The organism is Pseudactinotalea terrae (assembly GCF_009733845.1).
Taxonomy (GTDB): domain Bacteria; phylum Actinomycetota; class Actinomycetes; order Actinomycetales; family Beutenbergiaceae; genus Pseudactinotalea; species Pseudactinotalea terrae.
In genome coordinates this window covers 25,233-42,507 of record NZ_WNXZ01000011.1, presented here as the reverse complement: position 1 = coordinate 42,507, position 17,275 = coordinate 25,233, and the positions used below count along the sequence as shown (strand labels likewise).

The 17,275-nt window shown below is 71.7% G+C and carries 16 protein-coding genes; 5 read left to right on the top strand and 11 right to left on the bottom strand.

Annotated elements, in window-relative coordinates; all coding sequences use genetic code 11:
- Positions 1-3: 3 nt before the first annotated feature.
- Positions 4-1,737, bottom strand: coding sequence for a DUF4185 domain-containing protein (locus GPA03_RS21995; protein WP_156251256.1), 1,734 nt, complete (start codon positions 1,735-1,737; stop codon positions 4-6).
- 103 nt (positions 1,738-1,840) lie between these two features.
- Entirely contained in the window at positions 1,841-2,533 is a 693-nt protein-coding gene (locus GPA03_RS21990; RefSeq protein ID WP_156251257.1) for a PadR family transcriptional regulator, read from the bottom strand.
- Between the two features lie 146 nt (positions 2,534-2,679).
- On the opposite strand from GPA03_RS21990, the gene GPA03_RS21985 reads away from it, so the two are divergent.
- Together GPA03_RS21985 and GPA03_RS21980 are read left to right on the top strand one after the other, a co-directional pair.
- Entirely contained in the window at positions 2,680-3,195 is a 516-nt protein-coding gene (locus GPA03_RS21985) for a hypothetical protein (protein ID WP_156251258.1), read from the top strand.
- On the top strand, positions 3,192-4,322 hold the full coding sequence (locus tag GPA03_RS21980; RefSeq protein WP_156251259.1) for a WXG100 family type VII secretion target: 1,131 nt from the start codon (positions 3,192-3,194) through the stop codon (positions 4,320-4,322). The genes GPA03_RS21985 and GPA03_RS21980 overlap by 4 nt, the downstream gene beginning before the upstream one ends.
- Before the next feature lie 8 nt (positions 4,323-4,330).
- On the opposite strand, the gene truB is transcribed toward GPA03_RS21980, so the two are convergent.
- The 6 genes from truB to rimP all read right to left on the bottom strand — a co-directional run bounded on the left by truB (position 4,331) and on the right by rimP (position 10,658).
- Positions 4,331-5,212 (bottom strand): tRNA pseudouridine(55) synthase TruB, encoded by an 882-nt coding sequence (gene truB, locus GPA03_RS21975; RefSeq protein WP_194239506.1) that lies wholly within the window; start codon positions 5,210-5,212, stop codon positions 4,331-4,333.
- Positions 5,213-5,230: 18 nt separating this feature from the next.
- Entirely contained in the window at positions 5,231-5,722 is a 492-nt protein-coding gene (gene rbfA, locus GPA03_RS21970) for a 30S ribosome-binding factor RbfA (protein WP_156251261.1), read from the bottom strand.
- A gap of 137 nt (positions 5,723-5,859) precedes the next feature.
- On the bottom strand, positions 5,860-8,652 hold the full coding sequence (infB, locus tag GPA03_RS21965) for a translation initiation factor IF-2 (protein ID WP_156254212.1): 2,793 nt from the start codon (positions 8,650-8,652) through the stop codon (positions 5,860-5,862).
- A 116-nt stretch (positions 8,653-8,768) separates the two neighbouring features.
- A complete protein-coding gene (locus GPA03_RS21960; RefSeq protein WP_156254211.1) occupies positions 8,769-9,071 on the bottom strand; it encodes a YlxR family protein in 303 nt (100 codons plus the stop codon).
- Positions 9,072-9,145: 74 nt separating this feature from the next.
- Positions 9,146-10,162: a transcription termination factor NusA gene (gene nusA, locus GPA03_RS21955; RefSeq protein ID WP_156254210.1), complete on the bottom strand. Its 1,017-nt coding sequence runs from the start codon at positions 10,160-10,162 to the stop codon at positions 9,146-9,148.
- A gap of 1 nt (position 10,163) precedes the next feature.
- Positions 10,164-10,658 carry a ribosome maturation factor RimP gene (rimP, locus tag GPA03_RS21950; RefSeq protein ID WP_156254209.1) on the bottom strand — a complete coding sequence of 165 codons (495 nt, stop codon included), beginning with the start codon at positions 10,656-10,658 and terminating at the stop codon, positions 10,164-10,166.
- Between the two features lie 103 nt (positions 10,659-10,761).
- Between rimP and GPA03_RS21945 the strand changes: the two genes are divergently transcribed.
- Positions 10,762-11,652, top strand: a complete 891-nt coding sequence (locus tag GPA03_RS21945) for a hypothetical protein (RefSeq protein ID WP_156254208.1) — start codon at positions 10,762-10,764, stop codon at positions 11,650-11,652.
- 5 nt (positions 11,653-11,657) lie between these two features.
- Complete coding sequence (locus GPA03_RS21940) at positions 11,658-12,476, top strand: aminoglycoside phosphotransferase/kinase family protein (protein WP_156254207.1); 819 nt, start codon at positions 11,658-11,660, stop codon at positions 12,474-12,476.
- Here GPA03_RS21940 and GPA03_RS21935 read toward each other — a convergent pair.
- Positions 12,457-14,247, bottom strand: a complete 1,791-nt coding sequence (locus tag GPA03_RS21935) for a proline--tRNA ligase (protein WP_156254214.1) — start codon at positions 14,245-14,247, stop codon at positions 12,457-12,459. The genes GPA03_RS21940 and GPA03_RS21935 overlap by 20 nt on opposite strands.
- Positions 14,248-14,334: 87 nt before the next feature.
- On the opposite strand from GPA03_RS21935, the gene GPA03_RS21930 reads away from it, so the two are divergent.
- Positions 14,335-15,213: an Fpg/Nei family DNA glycosylase gene (locus tag GPA03_RS21930; RefSeq protein WP_156254206.1), complete on the top strand. Its 879-nt coding sequence runs from the start codon at positions 14,335-14,337 to the stop codon at positions 15,211-15,213.
- Between the two features lie 20 nt (positions 15,214-15,233).
- On the opposite strand, the gene GPA03_RS21925 is transcribed toward GPA03_RS21930, so the two are convergent.
- Positions 15,234-16,097: a GNAT family N-acetyltransferase gene (locus tag GPA03_RS21925; RefSeq protein ID WP_156254205.1), complete on the bottom strand. Its 864-nt coding sequence runs from the start codon at positions 16,095-16,097 to the stop codon at positions 15,234-15,236.
- Positions 16,098-16,107: 10 nt separating this feature from the next.
- The gene (ispG, locus tag GPA03_RS21920) at positions 16,108-17,262 is read right to left on the bottom strand and encodes a flavodoxin-dependent (E)-4-hydroxy-3-methylbut-2-enyl-diphosphate synthase (protein ID WP_156254204.1); all 1,155 of its coding nucleotides are present in this window, start codon (positions 17,260-17,262) and stop codon (positions 16,108-16,110) included.
- Positions 17,263-17,275 lie beyond the last annotated feature (13 nt).

Sequence of the window (17,275 nt, the reverse complement as noted above, 5' to 3'; positions counted from 1 at the left end):
CGATCATCCCGCGGAGAGGACCTCGAGCTCGGCGATCGTCGTGTAGCAGCCGGACCCGCCGGGCGTCCCCGCGATCCTGACGCCGTCGACCGCCACCGGCTCGAACGTGAACCGGTACTCGGCCTCGTCGGCCGCGCTGGCGTCGCCAGGGTACGCGGGCGAGACGGTGACGCCCCCGAGGGCGCTCCAGACACCGTCGATGCGCACCTCGACGGCGGGGACGCCCTCGAACCAGCCGCCGTCGTCGGGCGTGGGGCCGGGAACCATGACCACCTCATCGATCACGACGGGGTGCGGGAGCTCGATGCCCCACTGGTCGCGCAGCTTCGAGGTCCCGTTCCACGAGGAGACGGCCGTGGTCGGGTTGTCATCGGTCAGCGCACCGATGTTGCCGTAGCGCGCGTGCGTGTCGACGACCACCGCGCCGCTGCCGGTCGCCGGGTCGGTGAGGTCGGTGCCCGGCTCGGGCTCGAACGGCGCGGCCTCGGGATCGCGCAGGGTCAGCGCGATCGGGCGCAGGGCGTAGTGATAGGTGGTGAGCTCGCCCGGGCCGGCGGCGCCCACGAACCAGTTGGCCTGCGCCCACAGGTGCAGGCCGTCCGCGGAGATGAACTTCGACGGCGTGGTGACGGCGTAGCCGCCGTTGACCCAGCCGGCCGGGTTCTCGGCGCCGTACCAGGGGTACGGCCCGAAGTCGCGCCGGGCGAACAGCTCCCAGGGACCCCAGGGCGCCGAGGACTCGTAGAGCTCCCACGTGAACTCGGTCCAGGAGGTGTACAGGTACCGGTCGATCGGGGCGTCGTAGACGATCCCGCCCTGCGAGATCACGGTCGAGCTCCGCGGCCCGTCGACGGAGAGGTCCTGGTAGACACGGCGCTCGTCGTGCAGCACCGCGACGCGCTCCTCGATCTCGGCGGACCACCGCGGCGCCTCACCCTCGGCGCCCGCGAAGAACTCCCAGGCGGAGCGGTCCTGGATGGAGCTCGCCGGCACCCGCGCGAGGTAGAGGTCCACGGGATCGGGCACCGTGTCGCTGAAGGAGTCGCGCCAGTTGTTGTCCAGGCCGTAGGCGTAGACATACTCCTCACCACCGGGCTCCACCGCGGCCGCCAGGCCGTTGCTCTGGCCAAGATCGAGGAACATCACGGTGGTGAAGACGTAGTCCGAGAACATCGGCTCGTCCGCCCAGGTCCAGGTGCGGCCGTAGTCGTCCGAGCGGACGATCGTCGCCGCCGGTGCGTCGTTGAACGCGAGCGCGGCCGGCTTCATGCGCAGGTCCTGGACGGCCAAGTAGAGCTCGTCGCGGCCGTCGCCGTCACCGTCGACGGCGACCATCCCGGTGGGCTTGCGGTTGTACTCGGCCGGGTCGGACCACAGCGGCGCGACGGCGGCGCCTGATGCGAGCCGCATGCCGGTCAGCCCCTCCTCGGGCGTGCCGTCCACGCGGTTGACGACGATGTCGGCGAACGCCGCGGTCGAGAACCCGCGGCCGTCGCCGTTGGCGGTGTAGAGGTAGCCGTCGTCGGCCCAGGCGGCCGGCCACAGGTCACCGTCGCTGTCGGTCGCGACGCTCGAGTGGTACGGGATGTCGATCGTGGCGAAGGTGGTCGACGTCGGCGCGTGCGGGTCGGCCGGCGGCGGCTCCCCTGTCGGCGACTCCGAGGTGCACGCTCCGAGGGCGAGCGCGGCGGCCGCGAGCGGTGCAGCCGCAGTGCGCGCGCGGGATCGAGTGGTCATACGTTCGCCCCGCCTTCGCCAGTAATCGTTTTCTCACCGTAGGCGACGAAGGCCGCCCGGTCAATCCGAGCGGCCTGGGTCTCACGCCGTACGACGTGCGGTGTCAGTCGGCCGAGCCGTCCTCGGCGAGGATGCGGTAGACGGCGGTGCGCGCGTCGGTCAGCGCCTGGGCCGCCCGCTTCTGCTGGTCGGGCGTGCCGACCCGGAACACCTGCTTGCTGGCCTCGGCCAGCCCCATCATCGCCTCGCGCAGGGCGAAGACGGTCTCGCCGCCCTCCCCCTCCGGCTGCTCCCAGGGACTGCCGAGGCGCTCACGGTTCTCGTTGACATAGGTCCCGCCGGCCTCGGTCAGCGAGGCGGTCTTGCGGCCATCGACGGGCTCGATGGTCACGAGCCCCTCGTCCTCGAGAACCTGCAGCGTGGGGTAGATCGACCCCGCACTCGGGGTCCATGCCCCGTCGGAACGCTCGGCGATGTCCTGGATCAGCTGGTAGCCGTGCCGCGGCCCCTCCTCCAGCAGGAGCAGGATCGCCGCACGCACGTCACCGCGCGGTCGCCCTCGGCCACGACGGCCGCGATGTCCTCCCGGTCCGAAGCCGGGGCCGAACCCCGGCCCGAAGCCCGGCCCGCCTCGGCCGCGGCCCCGGCCGCGACGCGGCCTGTCGCCCTCCTCGGCATCCTGGTCGTCGAACGCCCTGTGCACGAAGCCGGGGCCCACCGCGTCGCCGAAGCTGGGGCGGCGGCGACCGCGACGCGGCGCGCTGTCCCCGGCGCTGTTGTGGTCTGTGAATCGCATGTGTGTCTCCTTTCGCGATGCACTCACGATATATCGACACTGTATCGGATGTCAACACGCGTCGCGCTGTCAGATGCCACGGCCGCGGAAGTTTCCGCCTGGTCACCTCTGGTGGGGACGACGGCCGCGTCCGTACCGTCGGTCGCATGTCCTCCACCCCGGTCGCCGCGACGAGGATCTCGACGGCGGAGCTCTCCTGGCTGCTGTCGCTGCGACCCGGCAGGCCGGCGACCTTGGTCGCCGCGGCGCTAGACCTGCCGCTGCCGCTGCCCGACCGGTCGCCGGAGGCGAGCGTCCTCGAGGACCTGCTCGCCGACGGGCGAGCCCAGGAACGCAGAGGCGAGGTGCTCCCCCGCGGCGAGTCCGCCGTCGTCGGCGATGCGCTGACCTCGGCAACGGCACTGATCTCGGTCGGCGACGAGCAGGGGCTGGCCGCACTGCTCGCGGTCGGTGCCGACCGGGTGCTGCTCCTCGCGCCCGCCGGGGCGGCGGTCGAGGTGGCGGCCCTCGACGCGGCCACCACGCCCGGTGCCGCGGTGGCGGCGCTCGCGAGCAGCGTCGGTCAGCGGGCGCGTGTGATGGTCGCGCTCGCCGACGCCGAGATCACCGCCGTCGAGCCCGGTCCGCAGCTGGCCGATCGTGTGGACGGGCTGCTGCGATGACCGCCGTCAGCCACGGCGCCGATCTGGCGGCGCTGCGCGACTGGTCGGCCGCGGCCGGCGCGGGCGCCGAGCAGCTGCAGGAGATCGCGACCGGCCTCGACCGCTGCCTGACGGTGTTCGCGTGGACCGGGCCGGACCACCTGCGGTTCTCCGAGGCCTGGCAGCGCCACCTCACTCCAGCGCTCCGCGATGTCAGCGCCGGGCTCGCTGCCGCGTCGGACCAGGTCGCGCGGGAGGCGAACGAGCAGGAGAACGCGAGCAACGACGCCCGTGAGGCGCGGGAGGCCGGCTGGGCACGCGGCGCGGGCCGCGCCATCCTCGGGCTGCTCGGGGGTGCGATCGGCGGCCCCGTGGGCACGATCCTCGGGGCACTGGCGGGACCACGGCTGGTGGACCACCTCGTCGGGGTCGCCGATGTCCGGGCCGATCGCACGGTGGTCACCGAGATCACCGCCGGTGCCGGCATCCGCGACGCACTGCCCACTAGCCCGGCCGACATGCTCCACGACATGTCAGCGATGTACGACCACGACGGCGCGGTCCGGGTCGACCTCGTCACCCGACCGGACGGCAGCCAGGTCGCGCTCATGTACGTGCCTGGCACGCAGGACTGGTCGATGGATACCGAGGGCAGCAACCCGATGGGTGCCTATGGCGCTGTCGGTGCGGCCTCGGGCAAGGACACTCCCCTGCGGCAGCTCATGCTCGAGTCGATGCAGGAGATCCCCGAGGGGGTCCCGATCCACCTGGCCACGCACAGCCAGAGCAGCTTCGCCGCGCTCGACCTCGCCGCCGATCCCTACGTGCGCGCCCGCCACGACATCGCCTCGGTCGTCACCACCGGCGCCGGTGGCGGCAACTTCGACATCCCCGAGGGCACCACGATCGTCTCGGTACGGAACCCCTTCGACCCGGTCGCACGCATCGGCGGGGCCCCCGAGCGCGCGATCGAGGTGATCGGCGCCTGGAGCGGCGACCACCCGCACTCATCTGACCAGTACGCCGCTCTCGTGGCGCGCGCCAGCAGCCCCGAGCTCGACGCCTGGTGGCGCAGCGTGGGCATCGACCCCGGCTCCGCCGTCGAGACCCGCGTGTTCCAGGGCACCGTCACCGGCCCCCGCGACTGACCGCGACCTCAGGCGGGGTCCAGGACCAGCGTGGGGCGGGCCTGAGCGCCCTTGTCGGTGAGCAGCGCCACGACGTGCCCGTCCGGCGCGAAGGCGGCGACGACGCCCTCGGAGCGCGAGGCAGCGACACCGCGGCCGAAGCGGAGCTCGATCGTCTCGGCGTCGGTGAGCTCGCGGGCCGGGAGCACGCGTCTGGCGACGTCGCTCATCCCGAGGAGGCTGACGCCGTCGGCCAGCTCCTCCAAGCCCGCCGCCTCCTCGACGGCGAAGCTCCCCACGTGGGTGCGGCGCAGCGCGGTGAGGTGACCGGCGCTGCCGAGCGCGGTCCCGAGGTCGCGCGCGAGGGCGCGGATGTAGGTGCCGCTGGAGCAGCGCACCTCGACGTCGAGGTCGAGCACAGGCGTGCCCTCGACCTCCTCACGGCGCGACGCCAGCACGGCGAAGGAGTGGATGGTCACCGGTCGGGCCGCGAGCGCGACCTCCTCCCCCGCGCGCACACGGGCGTAGGAGCGCCTGCCGTCGACCTTGATCGCGCTGACCGAGCTCGGGACCTGCTCGATCCGCCCCGTCAGATCTCCGACGGCGGAGCTCAGGCCGGCCTCGTCGACGTCACCGACGCCGGGGCTCGCCGTGACCTCACCCTCGGCGTCGTCGGTCACGGTGCTCTGGCCGAGCCGGATCGTGGCGCGGTAGGTCTTGTCGGCGCCGACGAGGTAGGTCAGCAGCCGCGTGGCGCGGTTGACGCCGAGCAGGAGCAGCCCGGTCGCCATCGGATCGAGCGTGCCGGCGTGGCCGACCTTCTTGGTGCCGGCGAACCGGCGAACCCGCGCCACGACGTCGTGCGAGGTGATCCCCGCGGGCTTGTCGACCAGGACGAGGCCATCACCCACGGCGGTCATGACGGCGGCTCAGCTCTTGTCGTCGGACGCGTCGTCGTCGGACCCGTCCTCGCCCTCGTCCACGGCGTCGTCGCCCACCGGTTCGGCCGGCTTGCGGTAGGGGTCGGCGTCGCCGGCGTAGGTGGCGCTCTCGCGCGCCTTCGCCAGCTCGGCGTCGCGCGCCGCAGCCTCGGAGAGCGCAGCCTCGAGATGGGCGGCGGTCTCGGGCACGGCGTCGAGCGTGAACTCGAGCGTGGGCGTGAGTCGCACACCGGTCTGGCGGCCCACCTCCGAGCGGATCAGCCCGGTCGCCGACGCGAGAGCCGTGGCTGAGTCGACGCGCGCCTGCTCGTCACCGAAGACGGTGTAGAAGACGGTCGCGTGCTGCAGGTCCCCGGTGACGCGCACCTCGGTGACGGTCACGAACCCGAGTCGAGGGTCCTTGACACGGGTGTCGAGCATCCGGGCCACGATCTCGTGGATGCGCTCCGCCAGCTTCCTGGCGCGTGGGTGGTCTGCCACTTGATCTTCTCCTTGGTCCCCCCGACCTCGCCGTCGGGTCCCGACGCCGATCCAGCGGTTCTGGGACGAGATCTCCTCGTCTCCCGAACGCGCCGAATCAGCGTCGAGACCCTCTGGCCGAGGTCAGCGTGCGTGCGCTAGTCGCGCGGCTTCTCGCGCATCTCGAAGGTCTCGATCACATCGCCCTCGGCGACATCCCGCTGACCGAGACCGATACCGCACTCGAAGCCCTCGCGGACCTCGGTGACGTCATCCTTCTCGCGGCGGAGGGACTCGATCGTGAGGTTGTCGGCGAGCACCACACCATCGCGCAGCAGGCGAGCCTTGCTGTTGCGGCGGATGACACCCGACCGGACGATCGAACCGGCGATGTTGCCGAACTTCGAGGATCGGAACACCTGTCGGATCTCGGCCGAGCCCAGCTGGACCTCTTCGAACTCCGGCTTGAGCATGCCCTTGAGTGCTGCTTCGACTTCCTCGATCGCCTGGTAGATGACCGAGTAGTACTTGATGTCGACGCCCTCACGGTCGGCCATCTCGGCAACGCGCGGTGCGGTACGCACGTTGAAGCCGATGATGATCGCGTTGTCCACGGTGGCGAGGTTGACATCGTTCTGCGTGATCGCACCGACACCACGGTGGATGATCCGCAGCTCGACCTCGTCGCCGACGTCGATCTTGAGCAGCGCGTCCTCGAGCGCCTCCACGGCACCCGAGACATCGCCCTTGAGGACGAGGTTGAGGGTCTCGACCTTGCCGGCCTCGAGAGCCTGGGTGAAGTCCTCGAGCGACACGCGCTTGCGGCGCTTCGCCAGCGTGGCGGCACGCTCGGCGGCCTCCCGCTTGTCGGCGATCTGTCGTGCCGTGCGGTCATCGCGGGCCACCAGGAACGAGTCACCGGCGCGCGGGACCGACGTCAGGCCGAGGACCTGGACCGGCCGCGCAGGCAGCGCGACGTCGAGGTTCTCGCCGTGCTCGTCGAACATCGCTCGCACACGACCGTGGGCGGTACCCGCCACGATCGCGTCACCGACGGCCAGCGTGCCGGACTCGACCAGCACCGTGGCCACGGCACCGCGGCCGCGGTCGAGGTTGGCCTCGACAGCCACGCCTCGCGCAGCCTTGTCCGGGTTGGCACGCAGATCGAGGGCTGCGTCCGCGGTCAGCAGCACGGCCTCGAGCAGCTCGTCGATGCCGGTCCGCTGCTTGGCGGAGACGTCCACGAACATGGTCTCGCCGCCGTACTCCTCGGCCACCAGGTTGTACTCGGTGAGCTGGGCACGGATCTTGTCCGGGCTCGCGCCCTCCTTGTCGACCTTGTTGACGGCCACCACGATCGGCACTCCTGCCGCCTGCACGTGGTTGATCGCCTCGACTGTCTGCGGCATCACGCCGTCATCGGCAGCGACCACGAGGATCGCGATGTCCGTGACCTTCGCACCACGCGCACGCATGGCGGTGAACGCCTCGTGACCCGGGGTGTCGATGAAGGTGATCGGACGATCCTGGCCCTCGTGCTCGGTGTGCACCTGGTAGGCACCGATGTGCTGGGTGATGCCACCGGCCTCATCGCCTGCCACGTCGGTGCGCCGGATCGCGTCCAGCAGCGCCGTCTTGCCGTGGTCGACGTGACCCATGACGGTCACCACCGGCGGGCGCGCCTCGAGCTCGTCGTCGCCCTCGGCGTCCTCCTCGGCCTGCAGGTCGATGTCGAAGCTCTCGAGCAGCTCGCGGTCCTCCTCCTCGGGGGACACGATCTCGATCACGTAGCCGAGCTCGGCACCGAGTGTCTGGAACGTGTCCTCGTCGAGGGACTGGGTCGCTGTGGCCATCTCACCGAGGTGGAACAGCACGGTGACCAGGCTCGCAGGGTTCGCGTCGATACGGTCTGCGAAGTCGCTCAGCGAGGCACCCGCACGGATGCGGATGACGGTGCTGCCATCGCCACGGGGGACGCTGACACCACCGAGCGACGGCGCGCCCTGCTGCTCGAACTCGAGACGCTTCGCGCGCTTGCTCTTACGGCCTCGCGCGGGGCGACCACCAGCGCGACCGAACGCGCCCTGCGTGCCACCGCGACCGCCGCGGCCACCGCCACGACCGCCACCGAAACCACCGCCGGCACCGGGACCGCCGCCGGGACGCTGACCGCCGAAGCCGCCACCACCGCCGCCGGGACCACCGGAGCCACCACGACCGCCACCGCGACCGCCACCACCGGCGCCGCCGCCACCGCGGGCGGGCTGGCCGGGACGTCCGATCGAGGAACGGTCGGGCATCATGCCCGGGCTCGGGCGTGAGCCGCCGCGCGGAGTGCCAGGGCGGGGTCCGCCGCTGCCACCGGGGCGCGGCATGCCCTGCGAGGAAGCGAACGGGTTGTTACCGGGACGCGGAGCTCCGCCGCCCTCGCCACGCTCGCCGCGGTCTCCACGGCTCTCGCGATCGGGACGCGGGCGCTGGCCGGGGCGCGGCATGCCCTGCGAGGACGCGAACGGGTTGTTGCCAGGACGCGCAGCGGGGCGCGGCGCTGCCGGGCGGGGTGCAGCCGGACCAGGGGTCGGCTTGTCGGTGCCCTGCTCAGGCTCGGCAGAGGCCGCGGGCGCCTCGGTGCGAGGCTGCTCCGGCTCGGGCTCGGGAGCCGGCTCGGGCGCAGGTGCAGGCTCGGGAGCCGGCTCGGGCTCGGGTGCAGGCTTCGGCCCGGGCACGGGGCCCGGCTTGACGCCGGACTTCGCCGCAGGCTTGGGAGCCGGCTTCTTCTCAGTCTCCGCGGGGGCGTCGGGGAACGCTTCGCGGAGCCGCCGCTGAACGGGCGGTTCGATCGTGGACGACGCTGACTTGACGAACTCTCCAAGTTCTTGGAGCTTGCCCATCACCGTCTTGCTGTCGACGCCGAGCTCTTTCGCGAGCTCGTGGACGCGGACCTTGGCCACACTTCTCCTGTCTCGGCCCGCCCCGGACAGGGTCAGACCGTCGTTAGTGGTGCTTGCTCATCGCTGGGTGCTCATCGGGTGCCCATCGGCCTTGACCCGCTTTCTGATATCGATGCTCAACGACGTGTTGCGTGGATGTCGAACCATGCCCTGACCGCCTCGATCGGCAGCGACGGCGCGATGCGCAGTCCCCGCTGGATCGCCCGGCGAGTCTCGGCACGGTCCAGGCAGTGCGTCTGCTGATGCAGCCAGACGCCTCGTCCGGGTAGTGCCGCTCGGGGATCGACCACCACGACCGGAGTCGCGGTGCGTCGGTCCACGACCAGGCGTACCAGGTCGGACCGGTGGGCCTTGCCCCGACAGCCGGCGCACGTGCGCATCCCGGTGATCGTGCGGGCCGGGGCAGTCGTGCTGACCACCTCACGGACCTCCAGATCATCCGAGCTGCGCTCGGGCAACAAGCCATCGGGCGCGAAGCCCGCAGACCAGTGTACTACTCAGCGGGTGGCGCTGCCTCCTCCGGCTCGGGCTCGGTGTCGGGTCGGATGTCGATCTTCCAGCCGGTCAGGCGGGCAGCGAGGCGTGCGTTCTGGCCCTCCTTGCCGATCGCCAGCGAGAGCTGGTAGTCGGGCACGATGACGCGTGCGGAGCGGGCTTCGGCGTCGACGATCTCGACGCTGCTGACCCGCGCGGGCGACAGGGCCGAGGCCACGAACGTGGCCGGGTCCTCGGAGAAGTCCACGATGTCGATCTTCTCGCCGCGAAGCTCAGCCATCACCGCCCGTACCCGCTGCCCCATCGGACCGATGCACGCCCCCTTGGCGCCGAGTCCCTGCACACGCGAGCGCACCGCGATCTTGCTGCGGTGCCCGGCCTCACGGGCGATGGCCGAGATCTCCACCGACCCGTCGGCGATCTCCGGCACCTCGTGGGCGAACAGCCGCTTGACGAGGTTGGGGTGGGTGCGCGAGACGGTGATCTGCGGCCCGCGCATGCCACGCGTGACCTCGAGGACGTAGGCGCGGATGCGCTCCCCGTGCACGTAGGTCTCGGTGGGCACCTGCTCGTGCTGCGGCAGGTTGGCCTCGATGCCGCCGATCTCGATCAGCACGGTGCTCGGGCTGCCGCCCTGCTGCACCACGCCGGCGACGATGTCGCCCTCCTTGCCGCGGAACGCGCCGAGCACCTGCTCGTCCTCGGCGTCGCGCAGCCGCTGCACGATCACCTGCCGCGCGGTGGAGGTCGCGATGCGACCGAAGCCCTCGGGGGTGTCATCGAACTCGGGGCCGAGCTTCTCCTCGGCGTCCTCGGAAGCCGGCTCCTCGACCTCGCGGGCCAGCACGCTCACGTGCCCGGAGCTGCGGTCGAGCACGACGCGGGCGTGGTGCTGCGCACCCGGGGTCCGCAGGTAGGCCGAGAGGAGCGCCTGCTCGATCGCGGTGACCAGCACCTCGAGCGGGATCTCCCGCTCGCGCTCGACCATCCGCAGCGTGGCCATGTCGATGTCCATGTCAGCCCTCCCCCTCGGCTGCCCTGCGCAGCTCGACCTCGATACGACCCTTGGTGATGCTCGCCAGCGGTACCTCGTGCCGCTTCGGGCCACCCTTGCCGGACTCGTCGTCCAGCTGGACGACATCCCCCTCGACGGCGACCACTCGCCCCGTGAGGTTGCCCTCGGCCGTGGCCACGGTCACCAGGCGTCCCTGCGCGCGCCGGAAGTGGCGCGCCTCGGTCAACGGCCGGGCCACGCCGGGCGTCGAGACCTCCAGCAGGTAGGCACCCTCGAGCGCGTCATCGACCTCGTCGAGGGCGTCCGAGACGACCTTCGAGACCTCGCCGATCTGGTCGGAGTCGACCCCGCCGGGGCCGTCCGGCAGATCGACCGTCACCCGGACGAGGCGCTTGCGCGCCGGCCCGGAGACATCCACGTGCTCCAGGTACAGACCCGATCCGGTGACGACCGGAGCGAGGACCTCGTGCAGCCGAGCTGCGATATCGGATCCCATCGTGCCTCCCTGTGTGAAGTTGTCGGTGCAGCCTCCCAGACTACGTTGCCGCCGTCGCCCGCGCACGCGCGGCCGGTCCGCGCACGCGTGACAAGATCGGCCTATGCCTCGTCGTCTCCTCGCCGCGCTCGCGGCCGTGGTGACGGCTCTCACACTCGCCGGGTGCGGCGCGCTGCGGCTGGAGTCCGAGGACCCGCCCGCGCAGAGCGCTGGTCCTGAGGAGCAGCTGCGCCAGGAGCACGCCACGCAGACCTGGCGACTGGCCGAGCTGGCCCGGTCCGCAGCGGCCACCGACCCCGATCACGCCGCTGTGCTGGAGTCGGTGACGCAGGACGCGCTCGTCCAGCTCGATGCCCTCGGGGGCGTCTGGCAGCCGGCAGGCCGACACCTGGAGCCTGCAACGCCCCGCGGGGACGCGAGCGCCGTGGTCGATCTCCTCGCGGCCTCGACGGCGGCTGCGGCTCAGAGCGCGATCGACGGCGACGGCGACCTCGCCGGGATGTTCGCCGGCATCGCGGTCTCGCGGTCCTTGCGCACCGACCAGCTGGCGTCCGCGCTCGGGACCGAGCCGGACGCCGTCGAGCCTGCCCTGCCCGATGCGGTCGACCCGGCCACGTCGGCAGATCTCGTCCGCACGCTCGATGCGCTCGGGCAGGCCTGGGAGGTCGTCGCGGCCCGCAGCGAGGACCCCGCGTCCGCGAGCGCGGAGGCGGCGAGCTGGCGGGACCAGGCGCAGCAGCTCGCGGTCCTCGCCGGTGTCGCCGACACACCCGAGGATCCGCGGGCCGTCTCCTACGACCTCGCGGGCGACCTCGACGAGACCATCGCCGATCTCCGCGCCGATCTGGTGCCGTGCTGGCTGGCGCAGGTCGCCACGACCACCGGCGAGGACCGCCGTGCGGTGATCGACCTCGCGCTCGCGGCCGCGAGGGACGCCGGTCTCGGTGAGCCCGGTGCCGAGATCCCGGCGATCCTCGGGACCTCGGTAGCCTGATCGGGATGCCCCCGTCCGAGCACGTCCTCGACCTCTTCGCCGTCCCTGGCGACGTCGAACCGCTGACCGGCGGCCAGGGCGGCTCGGTCCGCGCGGGTGACCTCGTGCTGTCCCCCGGGCGGGACGCCGTCGTGCAGGACCTCCTCAACCCCGTGATCGCACGGCTCGCCGTCGACCTCGATACCCGCCCGGCTCGCGAGCGGCAGGACCTGCGGATCGCGATGCCGATCCCGGCTCGCGACGGCTCCTGGGTGGTCGACGGCTGGAGCGCTTCCCGCTACGAGCCGGGCGCGCAGCTGCTGGTCGACCTCGAGGCCACGCTCGCGGTCGCCGCGGTGCTGCACGCCGAGCTGGCACCGCGCGTCAGCGACTGGCCGCCGGCGCAGCAGCCGCCCCGCGAGCGCTGGTCGCAGGCGGAGCGGATCGCGTTCGGCGAGGCGTCACCTGAGCCGGGGGCCGCCGGTGCGGAGGCCGAGCCGCTGCTGCGTTGGTTGCTGGAGCAGCGGGACCCGGGCGCCGACCTCGGTGAGCCCCAGCTCGTCGACGGCGATCTCGCCGGCAACGTCCTGCTCGATCCCGACGGCGCGCCCGTAGTCATCGACATCGCACCCTACTGGCGGCCGCCGCTGTGGGCGGAGGCCACCTGCGTGCTCGACTCGGTGATGTGGTGGGGCGCGGACGTCGAGGCGATGACCGCATGGGCCGACGGCGTGCCTCGCCAGGCCATGATCCGCGCGGCCCTCTTCCGGCTGCTGAGCGACCGCCCCGCCGACGTGGCCGCCTACGGGAGGGCCCTCGCCCCGCTCAGCCCAGCGCTGCGATGACCGTCGCGACCAGGTGGGTCACGGCGTCGTCGGGCGCGAGCTCGACCCGCTCGCCCGTGGCACGGGTGCGGACCTCGACCACACCGGTGGCCAGGCCGCGCCCCACCACCAGCGTGTAGGGCACGCCGAGCACCTCGGAGTCGGCGAACTTGACGCCGGGCGAGGTCTTCGGGCGGTCGTCGTAGAGGACCTCGAGGCCGGAGCTCTCGAGAGCCTCGGCGAGCCGCTCGGCCTCCGCGAAGACCGCCTCGTCCTTGCCGGTGGCGACCACGTGCACGTGGGCGGGCGCCACCTGGATCGGCCAGGCGAGCCCGGCGTCGTCGGCGGTGTTCTCGGCGATGCACGCGAGCGCCCGCGTGACGCCGATGCCGTAGGAGCCCATCGTGACCGTGACGGCCTTGCCTCCTGCGTCAAGGACCTTGAGATCGAGCGCCTTGGCGTACTTCTGGCCGAGCGCGAAGATGTGGCCGATCTCGATGCCGCGCGCCAGCTCGAGCGGCCCGGAGCCGTCGGGGGCGGGGTCGCCCTCCTTGACCTCGGCGACGTCGAGCACGCCGTCGGCGGTGAAGTCACGCCCCGCCACCAGTCCGTAGACGTGCCTGCCGGGCTCGTTCGCACCAGTGATCCAGGAGGTGCCCTCAGCCACCCGGGGGTCGAGGAAGTACCGCACCGCTCCCCTGCCGCTCTCCTCGCGCGGGGCGCCGTTGGGGCCGAGCACGGCGGGGCCGATGTAGCCGGCCACCAGCTCGGGGTGCTGCGTGAGATCGTCCGCGGTCGCCTGCGAGACCTCGGCCGGGAACGCGACCGCCTCGAGGCGCTTCATGTCCAGCTGGCGGTCGCCGGGCATGCCGATGACCACGACCTCACGCTCGCCGCCCGGGTGCTCGTAGGTGACCACGACGTTCTTGAGCGTGTCCGCCGCGGTCCAGGCGACGCCGTCCGCACGCGGGTACTCGGCGTTGGAGAGCGCCACGAGCGACTCGATCGTGGGGGTGTCCGGGGTGTCGTGCACGACGGCGGCGGGCAGCTTCGTGATCTCGCTCGCCGGCAGCGGGGCGGGCGCGAGCGTGGCCACGGCCTCGACGTTGGCGGCGTAACCGCCGGGCGAGCGGACGAAGGTGTCCTCACCGATGTCGCACGGGAACAGGAACTCCTCGCTGCGCGAGCCCCCCATGGCGCCCGAGGTGGCGGTGACGATGACGAACTCCAGGCCCAGCCGCGTGAAGATGCGCTGGTACGCCTCGCGCTGCGCCTCGTAGGAGGCCTCGAGGCCGGCGTCGTCGATGTCGAAGGAGTAGGCGTCCTTCATGATGAACTCACGGCCGCGCAGCAGCCCCGCGCGGGGGCGGGCCTCGTCGCGGTACTTGGTCTGGATCTGGTAGAGCGTCAGCGGCAGCTCCTTGTACGAGGAGTACAGGTCGCCGACCAGCAGCGTGAACATCTCCTCGTGCGTGGGCGCCAGCAGCATGTCGTTGCCCTTGCGGTCCTGCAGTCGGAACAGGTTCGGGCCGTACTCGGTCCAGCGGTCGGTCGCCTCATAGGGCTCCCGCGGCAGCAGCGCCGGGAAGTGGACCTCCTGGGCGCCGGCCGCGTTCATCTCCTCGCGAACGACTGCCTCGACCTTCGCGAGCACCCGCAGCCCGAGCGGCAGCCACGTGTAGATCCCCGGGGCGGCCCGCCGGATGTACCCGGCACGCACGAGCCACTTGTGGCTCGCCACCTCGGCATCAGCAGGGTCCTCACGCAACGTCCGCACGAACAGACTCGACATCCTCAGCACGCGGGCGAGTCTATGCGGGCAGCAGACCCCACCCGTCCGGGCCTCTCTCTCGGCCCAGTCAGCCCGTAGATTTGGCACATGCCCGAGATGCCCGAGGTGCAGGGGCTGGTCGACTTCCTCGACGAGCGGCTCCGTGGCCGCACGCTCACCGATGTGCGACCGGTCGCGTTCACCGCGCTCAAGACGTTCGCCATCGGACCGGAGCAGCTCGTCGGTGGCGAGATCACCGGGGTCGCGCGGCACGGCAAGTGGCTCGATGTCGTCGTGAGCACGCCCGACGGCGAGAGGCACCTGGTCTTCCACCTCGCCCGGGCGGGCTGGTTGCGCTGGTACGACGAGATGCCGACGACGATCCCTCGCCCCTCCCCCAAGTCTCCGCTCGCGTTCCGGGTCGCCACCGATGCCGGAGGCTTCGACCTCACCGAGGCGGGCACCAAGCGCAAGCTGGCGGTCTACCTGGTGGCGGACCCGGCCGAGGTGCCGATGATCGCCACGCTCGGTCCGGATCCGCTCGGCGAGGACTTCACGCTCGAGCGGCTGCGCGAGCTGCTGAACACCAGGAACCAGCAGGTCAAGGGGTTGCTGCGGGACCAGGCCACGATCGCCGGGATCGGCAACGCCTACTCGGACGAGATCCTGCACGTCGCGCGTATCAGCCCGTTCGCGAAGACGCGGTCCATCGCGGCCGACGACGAGGTCCTCACCCGCCTGCACACCGCCATCGGTGAGACGCTGCGCGCGGCGATCGCGGCGTCGTCGGGCAAGCCTGCCAAGGAGCTCAAGGACGCCAAGCGCTCGGGCATGCGCGTGCACGGGCGCACAGGTGAGGCGTGCCCGATCTGCGGGGACGTCGTCCGCGAGGTCAGCTTCGCCGACTCCTCGCTGCAGTACTGCGCCACCTGCCAGACCGGCGGCAAGATCCTGGCCGACCGGCGGATGTCCAAGCTGCTCAAGTAGCGCCGTCGGGCACGCCCCGCTCAGAACAGGATCGTGGCGAAGGTCCCGACCTGGCGGAAACCCACAGCGTCGTAGGTGCGGATCGCCGTCTCGTTGTAGGAGTTCACGTAGAGCGAGACCGTCGGGGCGATGTGCGCGCGGGCGTACGCGACGACCGCCGCCATGCCGGCCTTCGCGATGCCCTGGCCGCGTAGCTCGGGGTCGACCCATACGCCCTGGATCTGCGTGACCCCCAGCGCGACCGTCCCGAGCTCGGCCTTGAACACCACCCGGCCGTCCTCGATCCTCGCGAGCGACCGCTTCGCGGCCACCAGCGACCGCACACGGCGCTCGTACCCACCGCCGATGCTCAGCGGCGAGTGCCCGACCTCCTCGGTGAACATCGAGACGCACGCGGGCATGAGGATGTCGAAGTCATCCTCGGTGGTGACCCGGACCTCGGGGTCCGGCTCGACCAGCGGGTCGCTCGCGATCGCCATCGACGGCTGCTCGGGCCGGATGTCACGCGGCCGCGGCGAGGTGGGCTCGAGCAGCTCCCACAGCGCCATCACGCCCTCGGCAGGGCCCACGATCGAGGAGTAGCGGCGCGAGCGGCGGCGCAGCTCGGCGGCGACGTCCGGCATCGCGGAGGGCTCGATGCCCAGCGGCACCATGTTGCCGCCGGTCCAGCACAGCCCGGCGAGCCCGGCCGGTGTGCTCACGCACAGGAGCTGCTCGCGCAGCTGCGGCCCGGCCACCATCGCTTCGACGTGCTCCCCGAGAAGGGCGGCGTCCACTGCGCGCTGCTGGCAGAACTCCAGCACGCCGCCCATGTCGACGTTACGCGCGTCACGCACGAGGATCGGGGAGGGGGCCGTCGTGCTCTGCCAGGGCCACCGCGCCATGGCGGTGCCGTCAGGAGACGGAGACGGACGGGGACCCGGCCGCCTCCATGGTCGCCGCGATGCGGTGCGCCTCCTCGAGGAGGGTCGCGACGATCTGGTCCTCGGGGACGGTCGCGATGACCTCGCCCTTGACGAAGATCTGGCCCTTGCCGTTGCCGGAGGCGACGCCGAGGTCGGCCTCGCGTGCCTCACCGGGGCCATTGACGACGCAACCCATGACGGCGACGCGCAGCGGGACCTCGAGGCCCTCCAGGCCCGCGGTCACCTCGTCGGCCAGCGAGTAGACGTCCACCTGGGCACGGCCGCAGGAAGGGCAGGAGACGATCTCGAGCTTGCGCTCACGCAGGTTGAGCGACTGCAGGATCTGCAGCCCGACCTTGACCTCCTCGGCCGGCGGGGCGGACAGAGACACCCGGATCGTGTCGCCGATGCCCTTGCTCAGCAGCGCGCCGAACGCGGTGGCGGACTTGATCGTGCCCTGGAAGGCGGGGCCGGCCTCGGTGACACCGAGGTGCAGCGGCCAGTCACCCGCCTCGGACAGCAGCTCGTAGGCACGCACCATCACGACCGGGTCGTTGTGCTTGACCGAGATCTTGAAGTCGTGGAAGTCGTGCTCCTCGAACAGCGAGGCCTCCCAGACGGCGGACTCCACCAGCGCCTCGGGGGTCGCCTTGCCGTACTTCTCCAGCAGCCGCTTGTCGAGCGAGCCGGCGTTGACGCCGATCCGCAGCGAGACCCCGGCATCGGCGGCGGCCTTGGCGATCGCGCCGACCTGGTCGTCGAACTTGCGGATGTTGCCCGGGTTGACACGGACCGCGGCGCACCCGGCGTCGATCGCCGCGAACACGTACTTCGGCTGGAAGTGGATGTCGGCGATCACCGGGATCTGCGACTTCTTCGCGATGATCGGCAGCACCTCGGCGTCGTCGGAGGTGGGCACGGCGACGCGGACGATGTCGCAGCCGGACGCCGTGAGCTCGGCGATCTGCTGGAGCGTGGCGTTGATGTCGGTCGTCTGGGTCGTGGTCATCGACTGCACCGAGATCGGCGCATCGCCGCCGACCTCGACCTTGCCGACCCGGATCTTGCGAGTCTTGCGTCGCGGACTCAAGACCTCAGGGGTCTGGTTGACAGCGGGGATACCCAGCGCGATCGGAGCAGTCACGCAAGCGAGTATC